Below are 17942 nucleotides of genomic sequence, written 5' to 3'. Positions count from 1 at the left end.
GCGCGGAAGGGTCTCGTTGCTCGTCGGCGAGCCGTACGCACGGCCGACCGACCGACGTCCGGGGGCCTCGCAGGCGGCTCCGGCGGTCGTATGGGTCGGGGTAATTTATGGTGACTCAAGGAGTTTGCCCCTACCGGAGGTGCATAGATGCGCGCCGCGGCAGCGATCGTCTCGCCGGCTGTCAGCGTGGCGTTCATCGTCGCGACGGCGGCTTGTGACCAGGGCGGGCCGGAGGTGTCGGACATCCGCTACGGCGACTGCCCCGTCTCGGGCACCCGCGGGGAGTTTCGCCTGTCACCCGAGACGGCGGGTGCCCTGACCGTCAAGACGACCCTCCCCGCACCCGGCTGGTGGAACGGCACCACACCGGAATCCGTCAGGAGCGGCTACGAGTACTGCATGGCCGCCAATATCGCGCACCGTTCCGGACTCGACCGGGTGAACGTGAAGAACGCCCCCTTCCCGGAGGTGGTGTCCGGCCGGACCAAGGACTTCGACCTGGCCCTGGCACAGATCACGATCACCCCGGAGCGGAGCAAGCTCGCCGACTTCTCTCCGCCCTACCTTTCCTCGACCCTGGGAGTGCTGATCAGGGACGGGGAGAAGATCGACGAAGACAACGTCCGTGACGTCCGGATCGGGGTGGCCGAGGGCACCACGGGCGAGGAGTTCGTCGAGAACCGTCTCAAGCCGGCCAAGCCCGTCACCGCCTTCGCCAACGACCCGGCGCTGATCACGGCGCTGGAGGAGGGCCGCGTCGACGCGGTCGTCCACGACACGACCATCCTGCTGGCCTATCCCCAGAAGCAGGACAGCAGAGTGAGCCTGGTGGGCCAGTACCGGACCGATCAGGGTTACGGCGCCCTGTACCCGAAGGGGTCACCGGACAGGGACGAACTGGACCGGATCATCAGGCAGCTGATCGACGACGGGACACTCGCCAAGCTGTCGGCGGTCTACCTCGGGGCCGCTTTCGGCCAGGACCCGGCCAAGATCCCCTACCTCACGGTCGACGACGGCTCCTGAACGCTCCGGGCGTTCGGCATCCCGGGCCCGCGGCGTCCGGTATCTGGACCGGTTCACAGGTCCGCCATCAGCAGAACGCCCAGGTCTCCGGCGGCAGCGGCATCGAGGGACTGCTCAGCCCAGATGATCTTGCCGCGGTCGGTGTACCGGGTCCCCCAGCGGCGCGACAGCTGAGCGACGAGAAACAGACCGCGGCCCCCCTCGTCGGTGACGTGTGCGCGGCGCAGGTGCGGGGAGGTGCTGGTGCCGTCGGCGACCTCGCAGATCAGGCTGTCGCGGTCACGCAGCAACCGCAGACCGATGGGGCTCGCCCCGTACCGGATGGCGTTCGTCACCAGTTCGCTGAGGATCAGCTCGGTGGTGAAGGCGGCCTCGCCGAGCCCCCAGGACTCCAGCCTGCGGGTGGCCTCGGCGCGGATCCGGGGGACGGCCGCGGGGTCGTGGGGCACCTCCCACTCCGCGACCTGCTCCGGGTCGAGCAGCCGGGTGCGGGCGACGAGCAGGGCGACGTCGTCACTGGCCTTGGTGCGCAGCATCGCGTCGAGCACCATCCGGCAGGTGTCGTCCGGGGTGGCGCCGTCCGTACCGGCGAGCGCCTCCCTCAGCATTCCGAGTCCGACGTCGATGTCTCGGCCGCGGGCCTCGATCAGGCCGTCGGTGTACAGGACCAGTCGACTGTTGGCGGCCAGCCGCAGTTCGGCCGTCTCGACCGGCAGACCTCCTCCCACCCCGAGCGGCGGGGCGACGGGGATGTCGGGGAAGGCCACGGAGCCGTCGGGCGAGACCAGCGCCGGACCCGGATGACCGGCCCGGCCGAGCACACACCGGCCGGAGACCGGCTCGTAGACCGCGTACAGGCAGGTGGCACCAGTGACGGCGTCGATCTTGCCCTGGGCTTCCGCGTCCTGGTCGATCCGGGTGACCAGCTCGTCCAGATGTCCCAGCAGCTCGTCCGGAGGCAGGTCCAGGGCGGCGAAGTTGTGCACCGCGGTCCTCAGCCGCCCCATCGTCGCGGCGGCGTGCAGGCCGTGTCCGACGACATCGCCGACCACCAGCGCCACCCGGGCCCCCGGCAGCGGGATGACGTCGTACCAGTCGCCGCCCACCCCGGCTTGGGCGGGCAGGTACCGGTGCCCGACGTCCAGGGCGGACAGTTCGGGGAGCGCGCCGGGCAGCAGGCTGCGCTGGAGGGTGACGGCCGTGGTGTGCTCGCGGGTGTAGCGGCGCGCGTTGTCGATGCATACGGCCGCACGCGCGGCGAGTTCCTCGGCGGGGGACAGGTCGTCCGGCTCGAAGGGGTCCTGCTCCGCTCGCCAGAACTCCACCACCCCGAGCAACTGGCCTCGGGCCCGGAGCGGCACGGAGAGCATGGAGTGGATGCCGTAGTCGATCACGTGCTGGGCCCGCTCGGGGTCCTGGGCCCGCCATCCGTCGGCCCTGGCGAGGTGTGCCACCAGGACCGGCCGGCCGGTGGTCATACCGATGGCCACGGGGTTGTCGGGTACGTAGCGCACCAGCGTCCCGACAGGGTGCAGGGGCGCGTCCTCCCGGATCCCCGCTGCCGCGATGCGGCGCATCTCCAGACGCGCCCCCGTGGGCTCGTCACCGAGCAGCACGGACTCCACCAGCTCGACCGTGGCGAAGTCGGCGAAGCGCGGGACGGCCACCTCGGCGAGTTCCTCGGCGGTGCGCTTCATGTCCAGGGTGGTTCCGATCCGCGTGCTGGCCTCGTAGAGCAGCTGCAGGCGTCCGCCGGCCACGTCCGCCCGGCCGGCGAGGGCGCGCAGCTCCGTGGTGTCCCGCAGGGTGGCCACGCTGCCCGCCTTCGGGCCCACCGGTCGCACGTTGACCGCGAGCAGGACGTCCCCGGCCAGGAAGACCTGGTCCGTGGCGGGCCGGCCCGAGGCCAGCAGTCCGGCCAGGGCCGGGCTCAGCCCTAGTCCGGTGACCGGCCTGCCCTCGGCCCGCGGCGGCAGGGCGAGCAGTCGGCGGGCCTCGTCGTTGACCAGCAGCAGCCTACCGTCCCCGTCCAGAATGATCACGCCTTCGCGGACCGCGTGCAGCACCGCCTCGTGGTGCTCGTACATGCGGGTCATCTCCTCCGGCCCCAGGCCCCGGGTCTGGCGCCGCAAGCGTCCGCTGACCAGCGCCGACCCGCCCGCGGCCAGCAGCAGCGCGACACCGCCGGCGGCGAAGATCACCGGCACCTGGTGCTGCACCACACTGGTCACCTTGTCCACCGTGACCCCCACGGTGACGAGGCCGACCACGGTCCCCGTCTCGTCGAAGACGGCCACCGTCGAGTCGACCGCCTTTCCCAGGCTGCTGTCGAACGTGGTCTGGTGGGGCTCTCCCCCGAGCGCCTGGTCGTAGGAGGTGGAGACGTGCTTGCCGATCTGGTCCGGGTCCGGGTGGGTCCACCGGAAGCCGTAGGGGCTCAGCGCCACGACGTAGTCGACGTCGGTCTGCTTGCGCACCGCTTCGGCATGGGGCTGGAGTGCCGCCGTCGGGTCGTCGCTCGTCATGGCCTCCGCGGTGCCCGGAGCGTTCGCGAACGCCTCGGCCGCAACCAGTGACCGATCGCCGGCCTCGCGGATGGCCCGGTTGCGGTCCTGGATCACGAGGGCCACCACGGCCGTGGTGATGAGCAGCAGGACGACCACCAGTTGCAGCAGGAAGACCTGACCGGCGACGCTGCGCGGCTTCAGTGCCGACAGCACCCGCCGGCCGGCCGAATGGTGACGGGCCTCCGGGTCGGCTTCCGGCGGCCGGGCCTTCGGCGGCACTCGGTCGCCCCGTCGGCTCGCTGGGACATATCGCCCTAGTTTGCCCATTTCCTCAGTATCAGTGACCGGCCCGACGGGCGCGGCTCAGGATGGGCCCGCTGGGCCGGTGCCGCGGCCGGCGGTGGAGCTGTCGGTAGGCGGGTACTGCCGTCGCCCGGACGGACGTCCCGTACCTCTCGACCGCCGTAGATCACGCCGGGCGCGGGCGCGCAGGCGATGAAAGAATCCTCGGGACAGCCGGCGCCGGCGACCGGCCTGTGAAGTGGAGAAATCAACCATGGGCCTGAGCAACCCGCGATTTTCCGACGATCCCGTGCTGCAGCAATGCGCGGCGAACACCCACGTCATGGGATTGCAGGAAAAAGGGCTTGCAGTGCGTCGCGTGCAATGGGCGCTTCTGGATCTGGGATTCGACCTGCCGATGTTCGGTGCCGACGGCGACTTCGGTTCCGAGACCTTCGGCGCCGTCCACGCCTTCCAGGAGGCCCGTGGTCTGTCGCGGGACGGTCAGGTCGGCCCGGAGACCATGAACCGCCTCGACAGCGAGCCCCTGCCGAGCCTCGACGACCAGCAGCTGCACTACTCGGACCGACGCTCCTTCTACAGCAACCGTGCCCTGGCCAAGGCCCGCAATGCCGAGCACGCCGATTGGCTGCCGGAGGCGGGGTGGGCCGCGAACCGGGCGCGGATCATCGACCTGTACGGCTACTACCGCGACCTGTATCTCGCCGCACCGAAGGAACTCCTCTGGGCCGGCCTCGGGCGCATGGCCGGAGGCGCGGTCGTCGGCGGGCTGGACAGCGACCCCGGCGTCATCGAGCAGTCCATCATGGTGCGCATCGGCCGGGACATCTTCTTCGACCTCGCCTGGCTGCACGAGGCATTCATGGACCATCCGAGCGAGGCCGTCAAACTCGGCCACTTGCACGACCGGTTCAACGAGTACACGACCTACGCCGCCCTGGTGCCGACCTTCGTCCCCGGTTTCCCCACTCGCTCCTACGGGGCGGCCTGGCGCAAAATCACCACCGGTCTGGTCGCCGAAGGAAATCGCGACCTGCTGGAGAACGAGCAGAAGTCGATCATTCCGCCGCATTACGAAGCGCTGCGAACCTTCGTGTTCTCCGGGCTGCCCACGCCCTTCACCAACAACATCCACCCGTACCATCGCGCGTTCATCGAAGAGGTGCCGACCGGGGACATCCTCAACACGGAGGACCGGTGGCGTTGGATCACCTTCCCGAACGGGATGTACCAGCGCTGGGACGACATCGGTTTCGACGAGCGCATCCGGCTGGCCGGCCTTCCCATGGACGATCTCGTCGCCGGCCGGTTCGGCCCGGCCGGTCGTCCCGAGCTGCTGCCCCCGGGCGGCCCATGAGCTTCGCGGTCGTGCTCGCCGAGGGGCGCAAGGGCTGACATATCGGTGCCGGGACGGGGAAGACGGCATCCTGTCGATGATCACCGGCCGTGACTACATCGGATGAAGGTCTCGCAGGAGCGTTGCCAGTGGCCCGAGGAGTACATGTGACCAGTACTGCGTCGCAGTCACCCAAGTCAGGAGCCGCTGCGGCTCATCCCGATCATCTCGGGCACGTCATCTTCATCGCGGCGGCGGCCGCGATGGGCGGTTTCCTCTTCGGTTACGACAGTTCCGTCATCAACGGCGCCGTCGAGGCCGTCCGGGACCGCTACGACATCGGTTCGGCCGCTCTGGCGCAGGTCATCGCGATCGCGTTGATCGGCTGTGCGATCGGTGCGGCGACCGCGGGCCGGATAGCGGACCGTATCGGCCGTATCCGGTGCATGCGGATCGCCGCGGTGCTGTTCACCGTCAGCGCGGTCGGCTCGGCGCTGCCGTTCTCGCTCTACGACCTGGCGTTCTGGCGGATCGTGGGCGGCTTCGCGATCGGTATGGCCTCGGTCATCGGCCCCGCCTACATCGCCGAGGTCGCCCCGCCCGCCTACCGCGGACGTCTGGGCTCCTTCCAGCAGGCCGCGATCGTCGTCGGTATCGCGATGTCGCAGCTGGTCAACTGGGGTCTGCTGAACGCTGCCGGCGGCGACCAGCGCGGTGAGCTGATGGGCCTGGAGGCCTGGCAGGTCATGCTCGGCGTCATGGTGGTCCCGGCCGTGCTGTACGGGCTGCTGTCCTTCGCGATCCCCGAGTCCCCCCGCTTCCTGATCTCGGTCGGCAAGCGTGAGCGCGCCCGGCAGATCCTTACGGAGGTCGAGGGCAAGGACACCGACTTCGACGCCCGGATCGCCGAGATCGAGCACGCGATGAAGTCCGAGGACAAGTCGTCCTTCAAGGACCTGCTCGGCGGGTCCTTCTTCTTCAAGCCGATCGTCTGGATCGGTATCGGCCTGTCGGTCTTCCAGCAGTTCGTCGGCATCAACGTCGCGTTCTACTACTCCGCGACGCTGTGGCAGTCGGTCGGCGTGGATCCGACGGAATCGTTCTTCTACTCCTTCACGACGTCGATCATCAACATCGTCGGCACCGTCATCGCGATGATCTTCGTGGACCGCATCGGTCGCAAGCCGCTGGCACTGGTCGGTTCCGTCGGCATGGTCATCAGCCTCGGCCTGGAGGCGTGGGCGTTCTCCTTCGACCTGGTCGACGGCAAGCTGCCGGCCACGCAGGGGTGGGTGGCGCTGATCGCCGCCCACACGTTCGTCCTCTTCTTCGCCCTGTCGTGGGGTGTGGTCGTGTGGGTGTTCCTGGGCGAGATGTTCCCCAACCGCATCCGCGCCGCCGCGCTGGGCGTGGCCGCGGCAGCGCAGTGGATCGCCAACTGGGCCATCACCGCGAGTTTCCCGTCGCTGGCCGACTGGAATCTGTCCGCGACCTACGTGATCTACACGGTCTTCGCCGCGCTCTCCATCCCGTTCGTCCTGAAGTACGTCAAGGAGACCAAGGGCAAGGCCCTGGAGGAGATGGGCTGACCGCCCGCTCACCGGGGAGCGGGGAGTACGCGGTCCCGTGGAGGTTCGGCCTCCACGGGACCGGCGCGCAACTGCCCCTCTGCTACTGCTGGGTGCTGCTTCGGCGGCGTACCAGGAACACCACGGCCCCGGCAATCACAACGATCGCCGCGATGATGCCGGTCCACGCGCCGGCCGACAGTCCGCTGTCGTCATCCTTCTCGGCGTCGGCGGCCTGCGGGGACGGGGAGGCGGCCGGCTGTTCGGCGGCCGGGGTCGGGGAGGCGGAAGGGCTCTCCGGCTCGGTGGGGGAAGGGCTGACCACCTGCGCGCCGGGCGCGGCGGCCTTGAGCCGGAGGAGCGGAGCCTCGTTGCCATGGCCGTGACCGTCGCCGCTGGACTCGCCCAGTTCGATCCAGCGGTCCACCTTGCCGTCGCTGTAACTCTGCAGCGTCTTGAAGGCCAGTTCCTCGGCGTCCGGCAGCTGCCGCACGACGACGGAGTGCTCGGCATCCTCGCCGACCTTCACAGCCGGGCCCTTGACGGTGTAGCCGTCGTCGTTCGCGGCGAACTTCCAGCCCTTGGGGCCTTCCTTGTACGTCACGTCGGCCGGTGCGATGCCCTCAGGCAGGATCACCCGCAGCTGGCTGATGCCGGCCGTGGCGGACTCCGACTCGGCGAAGAAGGTGACCTCGACGTTCTCGGCGAGTGCCTGCGCGTTGTCGGCCTCGACCTCCACGTGGGCGGCGGCCGGCACAGCGGTGAGGAGAACGGCGGCCCCGGCAGCGGCGAAAGCGACGGACAGGCGGGGCGGGGTGATACGGAACATGGGTGTCTCCAGGCAGGGGGGAGCGCGAGGCGGCGTTCCGCGGAACGGACCGCCTGGCACGGTCAGTTGACGAGAGCGGGCCCAGCCTGGGGAGGACCCCTGCGTATCACCACGCCGGCGAGCACCGCCTCCCCGGGAGGTGGTGCCTCCCACCACGCCAGCGCTGACAGCCCCGTGTGCACTGTCGGCTCCGGGCGGTCGGAGAGCAGCGTCCGGATCGCGGCCATCCGGGCCCGAGCCGAGTCAACGGCCGTCGTCAGGCCGCGCGCCAACGACCAGCAGACGGTGTCCGCACGGTGCAACAGCACGGCGACGAGTACGGCCGCCGCGGCGTGTACGGCCGTCATGGCGAGCGAGTCGTGCAGGCGCTGGGGCCATGCCGGATGGGCGCCGGGGGAGTGGTGCAGATGACCAGGCAGGGTGGCCGTGGGCGGAGGCGCAGTAGCTCGGTGCGCGGTCATCAGCCACCAGTGGAGGCCGATCTGTGCCGCCCCGCAGGTCACCACAACCGTAGCCAGAGAGCGAGGACGGCGGGTGCCGACGAGACCGACAGCGAAGAGGACCAGGGCCGCCGGCGCGCTCTGCCGCCAGGGCGCGGGCCCTTCGGCGACCAGATGGTGCGCGCTCACCCCGAGCACGGTGCCGACGACCGCGAACACCACCGCCCGGACAACGGGCAGAGGTGCGTGGGAGGTCGGGTCGGACTGTTGCGGCATGACCCGCTCATCATGGAGCACCGGCAGCGTGGTTGACACGCCGGTCTTGGAAAAGAGACCGCAGTCCTGAGGAATCACGCCGGCCCGGGGCGTCTCGGAGCATTGCGGAGTCACTCAATCCGGATTTCTCCGCGCTACACCCTGATTACTTCTGTCTCAAACCCTGGTGTCTGTGAGGTGATCGCCTCATGATGAGGGTATGACTGCGGCCTGGCATGCCATGACACAACTGGCAAGCTGGCCGGACCTCTTGGAGGCTCCGCCCAGCTGCGGCACCGGCCGGGCGTTGTGCTCGGCCAGGGCCGAGATCGCGCATTTCCACTCCGACCGCAGCGTCGACCTGCACCTCACGGCCGCCGCGATCCGCCGCCTCGAGCGCCACCTCAGGTACTCGACCGCCATCCAGTTGGTGCCCGGCTCGCAGTGGGTGACCGTCCGCCTTGAGTGCGAGGTGGACGTCAACTTGCTCATGACCCTGATGAGCGCGGCCCTCCAGGCGCACCAAGAGTGGCCGGACGGCGACGAGGCACCGCCGGTTCGATGCAACGCTCGGCGTGAGACGGCACTGGCGCATCGCGCGTGCTTGTGAAGGCCCTCGTTGCCCCACGGCCCGACCATCACAGTTCCCGGGGTACGGGAAGCCTCAGCGGTGGCTCACAACGTTGACGACGCGGCCGTTGGGGTCACGGACGAAGAACCGCCGTACTCCCCACTCCTCGTCCTGCAGAGGGTGAACGATCTCCGCGCCGCTGTCCCGCATGGCCGCGTAAGCCGCCTCCACGTCGTCTACTTCGACGCTCATATCGGGGGTGACTGGGGCGGTTTTGTCACTGGTCATAACGCTGACCTGCGCTGTCGGGCTGGACGGCGAGGCAAGCGTCATGATCCAGCCGAGATTCATGACTTCCTCGAAGCCCAGCAGGCCATAGAATTCCCGGCTCTCCTGCGCGGCCTCTGACTGGATGATGGGCATGACACGGCGAACGGCCATCGACGACTCCGGATGAGAACAGACACGGATCCCGGACTCTCCAGGAGTACTACGGCCGGCCCGTCGCCGCACGCACTTTCGGGATACGCCCTCATACGGTCGGGGTGGGCTGGGTGAGGTTGACCGGGTTGCCGTCGGGGTCCGTGATGTGGGCGACGCGCTGTCCCCACGGCATGTCCTTCGGTCCACTGCTGACGGTGCCGCCCAGGGCCTTGACCCGGCCGAGTGCCTCGTCGACGTCGTCGACAGTGATGCTGAGCAGGATCCGCGGTGCCGCCCCGGTCGCCGGGTCCGTCTTGGCCACCAGCCCGAGGTCGCTGTCGCCGATGCGCAGACCGAGGTAGAAGACCGGGCCTTTCTCAGGAATGCGGAAGGTTTCCTCGGCGGCGAACAGTTGCGTGTAGAAGGCGAGCAGGGCTTCGTGGTCGGCGGTCAGGATGACTGGCTGGATGGCGGACATGGCACTCCTGTCGGGAACGGTCGTATCGCTGGGTAGACCGTTCGGGGACGGTGAACTCATCGGCGCCGGGGCAACAGCATGGGCATGAAGCCACAACCGCGTTTCACGTTGACCGCGACCACTCTTGACGCACCGGACGCCCACGAGTTGGCGCGGTTCTACCGGGACCTGCTCGGGTGGCCGACGCAGAAGGAGGAACCCGGGTGGGTCGAGATCGCTCCGCCCGGTGGCGGTGTCGGGCTGTCGTTCCAGACAGAGCCGCACTTCACCCGCCCGCGCTGGCCTTCCACTCGGTCCGAGCAGCAGATGATGACGCATCTCGACATCGAGGTGAACGACCTGTCCTCCGCCGTCGAGCACGCCCTTGCCCTGGGAGCCACGGTGACGGACTTCCAGCCGCAGGAGGACGTACGAGTCCTGTGCGACCCGGCGGGCCACCCGTTCTGCCTCTTCGTACGCACCGAGCCGCGCACCTGAGGGCTGCGACCGCTGTCAGGCCCTCGCAGAGGTGCCGGGCCGGGAGCCGGGCGTGTGACCGAACGTGCGGCGGAAGACGTCGATGAAGGTGCTGGCGGATGACCAGCCGCAACGGTGAGCGACTGTGGTGACGGGGGTGTTGTCGGCCAGCAGGATCAGTGCGTGGTGGAGCCTGATCTGGGTGCGCCACTGGCGGTACGAGAGGCCGAGGTCGTCGTGGAGGCGGCGGGAGAGCGTGCGGGCGCTGGCGCCGATGTCTCGGCCGAGTTCGTCGAGTGAGCGGTTGTCCGCGGGGTCGGCGCGCAGGGTGTCGTGCAGGGTTCGCAGCAGCGGGTCGGTGGGGGTGGGCAGGCGCAGGGGCTGCTCGGGGGAGGTGGCGAGCTGGTCGAGCAGGACCGCGCGTAGACGCGAGCGCGGCGGGCTGTCGTCGTCGGGGGTGCGCGTGTAGGCGATGATCAGTTCCCGCAGCAGGGGACTGACGGCGAGGACGGCCGGCTCGTCGATGCCGAGGGGGTTCTCCGTGGCGGGCAGGCCGACAAGGTGGAGATCGAGTTCGCCGTGGGCCTGGTGCTGGTGGACGGTGCCGGCGGGGATCCAGAGCGCACGGGTGGCGGGGGCGACCCAGGAGCCGGCGTCGGTGGTGACGGCGATGGTGCCCTGGCCGGCGTAGGCGATCTGGTGGTCGTCATGGCGGTGGGCGTCGATCTCGCCGCCGGACGACAACCGCTGGGTCCGGGTGGGCGCGATGGGAGTGTGGCGGATTTCCTGCATCACTTGGCAATCTATCGAAAGCGTGACAACGGGCCCCGCTCCCAGCATGAACGGATGCGAAGGAAAACCTCGATCTCTCTGCTGGCCGTGGGCCATGCCTGCGTCGACATCTACCAGGGCGCCGTCGCGGCGCTGATCCCGTTCTTCGTGGCCGAGCGTGACTACAGCTATGCCGTGGCCTCCGGCATCGTCCTGGCCGCGTCCTTGCTGTCGTCAGTGGCCCAGCCGTTGTTCGGCGCACTCACCGACCGGTGGGCGATGCCGTGGCTGCTGCCTGCCAGCACCTTCCTGGGCGGCGCGGGCATCGCGCTGAGCGGCCTGGGCGATTCCTACGGGCTCACCCTGGCGTTCGTCGCGGTCTCCGGCGTCGGTGTCGCGGCCTATCACCCCGAGTCGGCCCGCGTGGCCCGGCTTGCCAGTCAGGGCAGCCACAGCGCGATGAGCTGGTTCTCCCTCGGCGGCAACATCGGCTTCGCGCTCGCCCCGATCATGGTGGCGGTCGTGGTCGGGCACGGCTCCCTGCGCTGGACACCGGTCCTGGTCCTGCCCGCACTCGCCGGTGTCGCCCTGTGCGTGCCGGTGCTCCACATGCTCGGCCGGCCTCAAGGCCGTACCTCCGAGACGCCGACGGCCGTGGGCGCCGATGACGTGGCCTCGTTCGTGAGGCTGTCCCTCGCCGTGGTCTGCCGCTCCGTCGTCTTCACCGGCCTGAGCACGTTCATATCGCTCTACGCCCCCCAACGCATGCACGGCAGCACCACCGCAGGGACCATCGCCCTGTTCCTGCTGTTCCTGGGCGGTGCCGTGGGCTCGGTGCTGGGCGGTGTGCTGGCCAACCGCTACGACCGCGTCCGCGTCTGCCGCTGGTCCTATCTGCTCTCGATCGTCGGCGTCGCCGGAGTGATCTACGTGCCCGGCCCGGCCCTGCTCCTCTTCGTGGCCCTCACCTCAGCCGGCCTGTACGTCCCCTTTTCCCTCCAGGTCACCCTCGGCCAGGACTACCTGCCCTCGCGGATCGGCACCGCGAGCGGCGTCACCCTCGGCCTGACCGTCAGCATCGGCGGCCTGATCAGTCCACTGGTGGGACGCCTGGCCGACGCCACCTCCCTGCAGACAGCCCTGACCCCATTGATCGCCATGCCCGCCCTCAGCTGGCTCTTCTTCCACGCCTTGCCTGAACCCGCCGTCCTCAGGCCCCGGCCCGCAGCGCCAACAGAGCAGGACGCATTGACGTGCACGGATCAGCAGCCACCCACATGAGCTGTTGCGGAGGCCCCGTCACATGGATGATCGCTGCAGGGCTTTCCGCCACTCGTCCACCAGATCGTGGGACTCGTCCATGGCGGGAGCGCGATGTCCGCCGGGTGCGTAAGCCGGGGACCGGTCCGCGCGGAGCGGCACATGGGCGCAGTACCACGCTCGCTCGGCGCCCGCCCGCTCCGTGTCCGTGCCTGTCCGCAGACAGTCGAGCAGCGCGCTCATGACCCGGCGGCGTCCATATGCGTAAACCGCTGGTTCCACGAACCAGCGGCAGAAGCTGGGGTCGGGGTCGTAGACGGCTGCGGCCAGCAACGGGTCGAAGAACTCTTCGGGCAGTTCAGGGCGTTCCAGCAGTGGTATGCGTGCCGCATGGGCCAGATGCCGCGCGCGGCGGGCCTCTGGCACATCGGTCGCGTTCCCCAAGCCCAGCAGCCGCGCCACCTCGGCGGCGCACGACAGGAACGAGCGTGCCTCTGCGGCTTTGGGCTCTGTTTCGGCCATGGGGCCATTCTGGACTGGTCGAAGGAGCCGCTCGGCACTTCGGCGTGCAACGAGGACTACTGAGTGCTGGATGCCGGCAGTCGCTCGGGCAGTGCGAGCCGGGGGAACTGGTCGCTGTGGAAGGTGGTGATCTCGGTGATCGTTCCGTTGGTGATGCGCAGGACGTCGATGGTCAGCGGCAAGTAGGCGCCCTGGCCTTCCTGCCAGTGGTAGAAGGCGATGGCGGGTTGCCGGTTCACGGAGGTGGGGACGGGGCGCAGGCCCTGCATGTCCTGGAAGCCGCTGTCGATCCAGTCGGTGACCACCGCGTCGCGGCCGATGTGCAGGCCCGGTGTGGGGGGCATGGAGCAGCGGACGTCGTCGCGCAGCAGCGTGGCGAGGGTGTCGATGTCCGTGGCGACGCTGGCGTCGGTGTAGCGGCGTACCAGCTCGCGTGTTGCGGGGTCCTGTTCGCTGTCCGTCCAGTCCTGCCGCTCGGCGGGCAGGTGCTCGCGCATGCCGGCGCGGGCCCGCTGCAGTGCGCTGTTCACGGAGTTGACGGAGTCCCCGAGGAGCTGCGCTGCGTCTTTGGCGGGCCAGCCGAGGACGTCCCGCAGGATCAGCACGGCCCGCGGTCGCGGTGCGAGGTGCTGGAGGGCGACCAGGTACGCCAGCTCGATCGTCTCCCGCGCGAGGGCGCGGCTCTCCGGCTCCTCCGCGTCGCCTGCGGGCAGCTCGTCGAGCAGCCGGTCGGGGTAGGGCTGCAGCCACCGGACCTCGCCGCCCGTCGCAGGCTCGGGGCGGCGCTTGGCGAGCAGGTCCAGGCAGGCGTTGGTGGCGATCCGGTACAGCCACGCCCGGAACGTCGAGCGCCCCTCGAAGGTCTCCCGCCGCCGCCAGGCGCGCAGGAAGGTCTCCTGCACGGTGTCCTCGGCGTCGTCGAAGGATCCGAGCATCCGGTAGCAGTGCACGTGCAGCTCCCGCTGGTGGCGCTGCGCCAGCTCGGAGAACGACGGTTCGTCGATCGCGCTCAGCTCGCTCACGCCCAGCTCCTTGAGCCGTGTGTCCGTACTCATCACGTCATCCTTCCGCCGCGGTGTATCCCGTCGTAGGTGTGACGGATGCGGACGGGAAAACTCATCACCAGGGTCGGCCGAAAGGGCTGGGCAGGTCTCCTGTCCGGGTGCGGGGCTCTGGTCGGTCGGTGTTCACCGGGGGAGGGTTTGGGTGACGCGCCACAGCTTCCGGGGCAGGCTGCCTTCCTCGAACCCGCTGACGTCCTCCAGGCTCCAGCCCTTGGCCAGGTCGTCGACCAGATGGCGGGGGAAGAAGTGGACGGCGAAGCCGCCGTGCTCCCAGATGTCGTCGCCGTGCTCGGCGCCGACCTGATAGTGGGCGTCTCCGGTGTGGCGGACGGTGTAGACGAAGGCACCGCCCGGTCGCAGCACCCGACGCACCTCGTTGACCAGGGCGTGGATCTCCTTGGTGGACAGTGCCATGCACAGCAGCATGTGCGCGAAGATCGCGTCCACCGAGGCGTCGGCGAGCGGCAGCGGCTCGCGGACATCGTGAACCGCCGTGGTGACCCGCCCGGCCACCGCCTGGACTACGGCGGCCTCACGCAGCTGTTCCAACCCCGCGGGGCTGAAGTCGGTGGCCGTCACGGAGAACCCTTCGCGGGCGAAGTACAGCGCGTCACGGCCATGGCCGGCACCCAGCTCCAGCACCTCGCGGGCACCCAGGGCATGGAAGAGGGCAGCGGCATGGACCGCCGGGTCGGACGGCTCCTCGCCGTACATGCCAGGGTGCTCGCCGTAGGTCTGCTGCCAGTGCGCCCGCTGAACCTCGGCCAGCTCCTGCTCCGACTCCGGCATGCCGACGACCTCCAGATCAAGCCGGTATCGGACAACCGGTCCCAGGCCACCCTAGAGGGGTAGCCGATCCGCGTCTCTTCCGCTGCTGTGATGGCCCCGCCGATGCGGACGGGAACCACCTCAGAGGCATCATGCCCGCACCGCCAGGACTTCCCGGCTCGACGGGATCATGAGGTCCTGGGACAGGAGTGGGGGCGCCCCGCCATGATCTGACTGATCGTATGGAGGCCGAGACGTTGGACGAGGGGAGCGTTTTGCCGTGACGCATGCTCGTGAGGAAGAAGTCCTGGCACGGATCGCCCAAGGGCTGCTCTACACCGAGTCGGAAGCGGCCTTCCAGGCCCCTCGGCGCCGCACCGAGCAGATCTTCGAGTACAACCACACGCCGCCGAGCGCGGCGCAGAAGCGCCGATCGCTGCTCGTCGAGATCTTCGGCTCGGTCGGTGAACGCACCGTGCTGCTGCCGCCGTTCCACGCTGGGTTCGGCAGCAACGTGTACATCGGCGATGACTTCTTCGGGAACGTGAACCTCACGTTCGTGGACGACGTCGACATCCGCATAGGCAACGATGTCATGATCGCCCCCAGCGTGACGCTGACCACCACAGGACACCCCGTACATCCGTTGCGGCGCACTGACTTCGGCCGATTCTCGGAACCCATCGTGATCGAGGACAAGGTGTGGATCGGCAGCAACGCCGTGATCCTGCCCGGCGTTCGCATTGGCTACGGGTCGGTCATCGGCGCCGGCAGCGTCGTCAGCCGCGACATTCCCCCGATGAGCGTCGCCGTCGGAGCGCCGTGCCGGGTCGTCCGCCCCATCACCGACGAGGACCTCAACGCCCGTACCGCCGAGGGGCATTCGGGGACTCGCAGCTGAGGGTGCTTCGTTGGGATGGCCGAACGCCCGCGGGCGGCGTCCCAGCGCGCTGACCCTGGTCCGCCCTCAGACCCCCCATAGGCGCCGGCCAGGTCGTCACCGGCCCACAGGATCCCCGTCCGCCCCATCGGCCTGCGTGCGCAGCAGCGCGTGGCCGCCGTGATCCAGAGGTGTGTCCAGCTTCAGCCGGGCCGCTTCGCTGCCCGTCGGGGCGTCGAAGACGTGGACTTCGCCGTGGCCGCCGCGGGTGACGGCGACCCAGTCCGCGCCCGGGGAGGCGGCCACCGCCCGGCGCTGGACGCCGTCCCACGGAGTGCCGCCCCGGCGGGGTGCGCCGTCCATGGCGGGGAGGGGGAGGTGGCGGGCGGTGTCGTCGGCGTCGAGGAGGATCAGTTCGTCGCCGTCCGGGTGGATGCGGGTGAAGGCGGTGTGGTTCCGGGCGAGGGCCAGCCGGAAGACCAGGCCGTGGCCGAGCTCGGTCAGGGTGGTGCGGTTCGTCTCCAGGTCGTGGCGCCAGGCCTGGTTGGTCCACTCAGGCCACCGCAACGGGTCGGCGGGACCGCCCCGCAGCGTCGACCACAGGGCCCGTCGCCGAGGGTCGAGCCGCAAGTACCAGCCCCTGGCGGGGGAGTTCCAGGGGATCGTGCGCTCCGGGACGAGTGCGTTGCCCGCGCGGCGTGCCCGGTGCACTCCGTCGGCCATGGCCGCGAACACGTGGCCGGAGTGCGGGTCATGGGCGTCGCCGTGTCCGTCGTCGGGCAGCGGAAGGTGTGCGTGCGGCGTGGCGGCGGGGCAGCCGGGGGGTGCGGCGAGCAGGTCGGCGAACCGGTGGACCGCGAGCGTGCCAGGCCCTCGGTGCCGCAGAACGACCAGCGGATCACCGTGGCCTAGGACGGTCACCCCCGGCTCGTCGATGCGGGTGCGTACCCGGGTCGCGTCTCCCGTGGTGAGGTCGACGACCGTCAGCAGGTCCGACCACGGCTCGGTGTTCTCGCCCAGGCCCGTCGTCACGGCCACCCACCGGCCGGACGGGTCGCAGGCGAGGTGCTCGGCCGGAACGGCGACCGGGATGGCGGCTTCGACCAGTACGTCGCCGTACGGATCGAGCACCAGCAGCTCGCCCCTGCGGTCGTCGACGCACGCCGCTCGGCCGCCCGGCAGGGCCAGGAACCCGGCGTGTTCGGAGAGGTGGCGGCCGGTGAGGCGGCCCGTCCGGGTGCCGTCCGGCACGGTCAGGACGTGGACGGATCCCTCGATGTGGTCGGAGACCAGCAGCAGGGGAGGGGCGGTGGTCAAGGGGGGCCTCCAGGAGAGCGGGGTGATTATGAAAACGATTATCATGTATCTTCGGGGCGTTCCGGGTTCCTGAGAAGAAGCGAGGGCATCGATGCTGCGCTCACCGTCGAGATTCGTCCGAAGCTGTGTCGCCGCAGCGCTAGTGGGGTCGGTGCTGGTCGCGTGCGGCTCGTCCGCCGAACCGGCGGACGAGAAGGCCGCCGCTGCCGTCGAGAAGACCGACGTCACCGTCGAACCCATCAAGGCCACAAGGCAGTTGACGGACACGAACGGCGCCAAGGTCTCCCTGGAGAAGGAGCCCGAGCGCATCGTCTGCCTGTTCGCGCTCTGCGACGACATCCTGACCGAGCTGGGCATGGCCCCCGCGGCCACCAACAGCGTGCTCCTCGCCCACCCGAAGTTCTTGGGGGAGCAGAAGGCGAAGGAAGTCGACGTCATCCCGGGCGGGTTCATCGCACCCGAGGTCGAGGCGGTCCTCTCCCACAAGCCCGACCTGGTGATCGGCCTGGAGGACACCCACGGCAAACTCGCCCCGGCGCTGAAGGGCGCCACCACGTTCTGGCCCATGCAGCCCGAGACATGGCAGGACAGCGTGGGCTACCTGCGTGATGTCGCCGCGCTCACCGGCCGCACCGCCGAGGGCGAGAAGGCGGAAAAGGCCTTCCGTACCAAGCTCGCCGAGGCCGAGAAGAACCGGAGCGACAAGACCGCGCTCATCATCTACGGCAGTGACGAGAACTTCGGCGTCGCCACCCCGGAGACGGACGTCGGCGCCAGCCTCTTCCCGAAGCTCGCCGACTACCCCTGGAAGTCACGTGGCGTGGAAGGCAGTTACAGCCTTGAAGAGATCCTCGCGGCGGACGTCGACGTGCTGTTCGTCGAGACGATGAGCTTCGGCGAGGCGGACGGCAAGCTGTCGGAGAAGCTGGCGGACAACCCGCTGTGGAGCAAGATCCCCGCGGTGAAGAACGGAGACGTCCACGAGGTGAACTCCGAGGTCTGGGCCAAGGGACGCGGTACCCGTTCGCTGGGCATCATCCTCGATGAGGCCACGGCCGCGCTGCGGTGAGCGCGCCCACCGCGATGCCCGCCGCGACAGGTGACACGGCATCGGGCGCACGGCGGTTCGTGCGCCTCACGGGAGGATGGCAACTGCCTGTCGTGTGCG

Annotated in this window: 18 protein-coding genes; 8 read left to right on the top strand and 10 right to left on the bottom strand. The window is 69.5% G+C overall.

Annotation, left to right across the window (positions count from 1 at the left end; all coding sequences use genetic code 11):
- The first annotated feature begins 147 nt into the window (after nucleotides 1-147).
- Entirely contained in the window at nucleotides 148-1026 is an 879-nt protein-coding gene (locus ACWD1Z_RS27110) for an ABC transporter substrate-binding protein (RefSeq protein ID WP_451122200.1), read from the top strand.
- 53 nt (nucleotides 1027-1079) lie between these two features.
- Here ACWD1Z_RS27110 and ACWD1Z_RS27105 read toward each other — a convergent pair whose 3' ends face one another.
- Nucleotides 1080-3860, bottom strand: coding sequence for a SpoIIE family protein phosphatase (locus ACWD1Z_RS27105; RefSeq protein ID WP_451122199.1), 2781 nt, complete (start codon nucleotides 3858-3860; stop codon nucleotides 1080-1082).
- A gap of 229 nt (nucleotides 3861-4089) precedes the next feature.
- On the opposite strand from ACWD1Z_RS27105, the gene ACWD1Z_RS27100 reads away from it, so the two are divergent.
- A complete protein-coding gene (locus tag ACWD1Z_RS27100; RefSeq protein ID WP_451122198.1) occupies nucleotides 4090-5193 on the top strand; it encodes a peptidoglycan-binding domain-containing protein in 1104 nt (367 codons plus the stop codon).
- 146 nt (nucleotides 5194-5339) lie between these two features.
- A complete protein-coding gene (locus tag ACWD1Z_RS27095) occupies nucleotides 5340-6761 on the top strand; it encodes a sugar porter family MFS transporter (protein WP_451122197.1) in 1422 nt (473 codons plus the stop codon).
- An 82-nt stretch (nucleotides 6762-6843) separates the two neighbouring features.
- On the opposite strand, the gene ACWD1Z_RS27090 is transcribed toward ACWD1Z_RS27095, so the two are convergent.
- Together ACWD1Z_RS27090 and ACWD1Z_RS27085 are read right to left on the bottom strand one after the other, a co-directional pair.
- A complete protein-coding gene (locus tag ACWD1Z_RS27090) occupies nucleotides 6844-7569 on the bottom strand; it encodes a DUF1775 domain-containing protein (protein ID WP_451122196.1) in 726 nt (241 codons plus the stop codon).
- Between the two features lie 62 nt (nucleotides 7570-7631).
- Nucleotides 7632-8285: a hypothetical protein gene (locus tag ACWD1Z_RS27085; RefSeq protein WP_451122195.1), complete on the bottom strand. Its 654-nt coding sequence runs from the start codon at nucleotides 8283-8285 to the stop codon at nucleotides 7632-7634.
- Between the two features lie 199 nt (nucleotides 8286-8484).
- On the opposite strand from ACWD1Z_RS27085, the gene ACWD1Z_RS27080 reads away from it, so the two are divergent.
- Nucleotides 8485-8874: a luciferase domain-containing protein gene (locus tag ACWD1Z_RS27080; RefSeq protein WP_451122194.1), complete on the top strand. Its 390-nt coding sequence runs from the start codon at nucleotides 8485-8487 to the stop codon at nucleotides 8872-8874.
- Nucleotides 8875-8928: 54 nt separating this feature from the next.
- On the opposite strand, the gene ACWD1Z_RS27075 is transcribed toward ACWD1Z_RS27080, so the two are convergent.
- Both ACWD1Z_RS27075 and ACWD1Z_RS27070 read right to left on the bottom strand, forming a co-directional pair.
- Complete coding sequence (locus ACWD1Z_RS27075; protein ID WP_451122193.1) at nucleotides 8929-9276, bottom strand: VOC family protein; 348 nt, start codon at nucleotides 9274-9276, stop codon at nucleotides 8929-8931.
- A 91-nt stretch (nucleotides 9277-9367) separates the two neighbouring features.
- Nucleotides 9368-9736 (bottom strand): VOC family protein, encoded by a 369-nt coding sequence (locus tag ACWD1Z_RS27070; protein WP_451122192.1) that lies wholly within the window; start codon nucleotides 9734-9736, stop codon nucleotides 9368-9370.
- A gap of 108 nt (nucleotides 9737-9844) precedes the next feature.
- Between ACWD1Z_RS27070 and ACWD1Z_RS27065 the strand changes: the two genes are divergently transcribed.
- On the top strand, nucleotides 9845-10213 hold the full coding sequence (locus ACWD1Z_RS27065; protein WP_451122191.1) for a VOC family protein: 369 nt from the start codon (nucleotides 9845-9847) through the stop codon (nucleotides 10211-10213).
- A gap of 15 nt (nucleotides 10214-10228) precedes the next feature.
- Here the strand turns inward: ACWD1Z_RS27065 and ACWD1Z_RS27060 are convergent, their stop codons facing one another.
- The gene (locus tag ACWD1Z_RS27060; RefSeq protein WP_451122190.1) at nucleotides 10229-10984 is read right to left on the bottom strand and encodes an AraC family transcriptional regulator; all 756 of its coding nucleotides are present in this window, start codon (nucleotides 10982-10984) and stop codon (nucleotides 10229-10231) included.
- A 54-nt stretch (nucleotides 10985-11038) separates the two neighbouring features.
- Here ACWD1Z_RS27060 and ACWD1Z_RS27055 point away from each other — a divergent pair, with 54 nt between their 5' ends.
- On the top strand, nucleotides 11039-12244 hold the full coding sequence (locus ACWD1Z_RS27055; RefSeq protein ID WP_451122189.1) for an MFS transporter: 1206 nt from the start codon (nucleotides 11039-11041) through the stop codon (nucleotides 12242-12244).
- 18 nt (nucleotides 12245-12262) lie between these two features.
- Here the strand turns inward: ACWD1Z_RS27055 and ACWD1Z_RS27050 are convergent, their stop codons facing one another.
- The 3 genes from ACWD1Z_RS27050 to ACWD1Z_RS27040 all read right to left on the bottom strand — a co-directional run bounded on the left by ACWD1Z_RS27050 (nucleotide 12263) and on the right by ACWD1Z_RS27040 (nucleotide 14598).
- Complete coding sequence (locus tag ACWD1Z_RS27050) at nucleotides 12263-12745, bottom strand: hypothetical protein (RefSeq protein ID WP_451122188.1); 483 nt, start codon at nucleotides 12743-12745, stop codon at nucleotides 12263-12265.
- Nucleotides 12746-12801: 56 nt separating this feature from the next.
- Nucleotides 12802-13800 carry an RNA polymerase subunit sigma-70 gene (locus ACWD1Z_RS27045; RefSeq protein WP_451122187.1) on the bottom strand — a complete coding sequence of 333 codons (999 nt, stop codon included), beginning with the start codon at nucleotides 13798-13800 and terminating at the stop codon, nucleotides 12802-12804.
- Nucleotides 13801-13932: 132 nt separating this feature from the next.
- Nucleotides 13933-14598, bottom strand: coding sequence for a class I SAM-dependent methyltransferase (locus ACWD1Z_RS27040; protein WP_451122186.1), 666 nt, complete (start codon nucleotides 14596-14598; stop codon nucleotides 13933-13935).
- Between the two features lie 259 nt (nucleotides 14599-14857).
- Between ACWD1Z_RS27040 and ACWD1Z_RS27035 the strand changes: the two genes are divergently transcribed.
- Nucleotides 14858-15478 (top strand): sugar O-acetyltransferase, encoded by a 621-nt coding sequence (locus tag ACWD1Z_RS27035; protein WP_451122185.1) that lies wholly within the window; start codon nucleotides 14858-14860, stop codon nucleotides 15476-15478.
- 96 nt (nucleotides 15479-15574) lie between these two features.
- On the opposite strand, the gene ACWD1Z_RS27030 is transcribed toward ACWD1Z_RS27035, so the two are convergent.
- Complete coding sequence (locus tag ACWD1Z_RS27030) at nucleotides 15575-16819, bottom strand: hypothetical protein (protein ID WP_451122184.1); 1245 nt, start codon at nucleotides 16817-16819, stop codon at nucleotides 15575-15577.
- A gap of 46 nt (nucleotides 16820-16865) precedes the next feature.
- Here ACWD1Z_RS27030 and ACWD1Z_RS27025 point away from each other — a divergent pair, with 46 nt between their 5' ends.
- Nucleotides 16866-17843, top strand: coding sequence for an ABC transporter substrate-binding protein (locus ACWD1Z_RS27025; protein ID WP_451122183.1), 978 nt, complete (start codon nucleotides 16866-16868; stop codon nucleotides 17841-17843).
- The last annotated feature ends 99 nt before the right edge of the window (nucleotides 17844-17942 follow it).

This window comes from Streptomyces sp. NPDC002784 (assembly GCF_053592135.1).
Note: the sequence above shows the minus strand (reverse complement) of the source record. Positions and strands in the feature narration are given on the sequence as shown.

Excerpts from the sequence above, each read along its gene's own strand:
- ACWD1Z_RS27110 (WP_451122200.1), top strand. The coding sequence starts at position 148 with ATGCGCGCCGCGGCAGCGATCGTCTCGCCGGCTGTCAGCGTGGCGTTC.
- ACWD1Z_RS27105 (WP_451122199.1), bottom strand. The coding sequence starts at position 3,860 with ATGGGCAAACTAGGGCGATATGTCCCAGCGAGCCGACGGGGCGACCGA.
- ACWD1Z_RS27100 (WP_451122198.1), top strand. The coding sequence starts at position 4,090 with ATGGGCCTGAGCAACCCGCGATTTTCCGACGATCCCGTGCTGCAGCAA.
- ACWD1Z_RS27090 (WP_451122196.1), bottom strand. The coding sequence starts at position 7,569 with ATGTTCCGTATCACCCCGCCCCGCCTGTCCGTCGCTTTCGCCGCTGCC.
- ACWD1Z_RS27085 (WP_451122195.1), bottom strand. The coding sequence starts at position 8,285 with ATGCCGCAACAGTCCGACCCGACCTCCCACGCACCTCTGCCCGTTGTC.
- ACWD1Z_RS27080 (WP_451122194.1), top strand. The coding sequence starts at position 8,485 with ATGACTGCGGCCTGGCATGCCATGACACAACTGGCAAGCTGGCCGGAC.
- ACWD1Z_RS27075 (WP_451122193.1), bottom strand. The coding sequence starts at position 9,276 with ATGGCCGTTCGCCGTGTCATGCCCATCATCCAGTCAGAGGCCGCGCAG.
- ACWD1Z_RS27070 (WP_451122192.1), bottom strand. The coding sequence starts at position 9,736 with ATGTCCGCCATCCAGCCAGTCATCCTGACCGCCGACCACGAAGCCCTG.
- ACWD1Z_RS27060 (WP_451122190.1), bottom strand. The coding sequence starts at position 10,984 with ATGCAGGAAATCCGCCACACTCCCATCGCGCCCACCCGGACCCAGCGG.
- ACWD1Z_RS27055 (WP_451122189.1), top strand. The coding sequence starts at position 11,039 with ATGCGAAGGAAAACCTCGATCTCTCTGCTGGCCGTGGGCCATGCCTGC.
- ACWD1Z_RS27050 (WP_451122188.1), bottom strand. The coding sequence starts at position 12,745 with ATGGCCGAAACAGAGCCCAAAGCCGCAGAGGCACGCTCGTTCCTGTCG.
- ACWD1Z_RS27045 (WP_451122187.1), bottom strand. The coding sequence starts at position 13,800 with ATGAGTACGGACACACGGCTCAAGGAGCTGGGCGTGAGCGAGCTGAGC.
- ACWD1Z_RS27040 (WP_451122186.1), bottom strand. The coding sequence starts at position 14,598 with ATGCCGGAGTCGGAGCAGGAGCTGGCCGAGGTTCAGCGGGCGCACTGG.
- ACWD1Z_RS27030 (WP_451122184.1), bottom strand. The coding sequence starts at position 16,819 with ATGATAATCGTTTTCATAATCACCCCGCTCTCCTGGAGGCCCCCCTTG.
- ACWD1Z_RS27025 (WP_451122183.1), top strand. The coding sequence starts at position 16,866 with ATGCTGCGCTCACCGTCGAGATTCGTCCGAAGCTGTGTCGCCGCAGCG.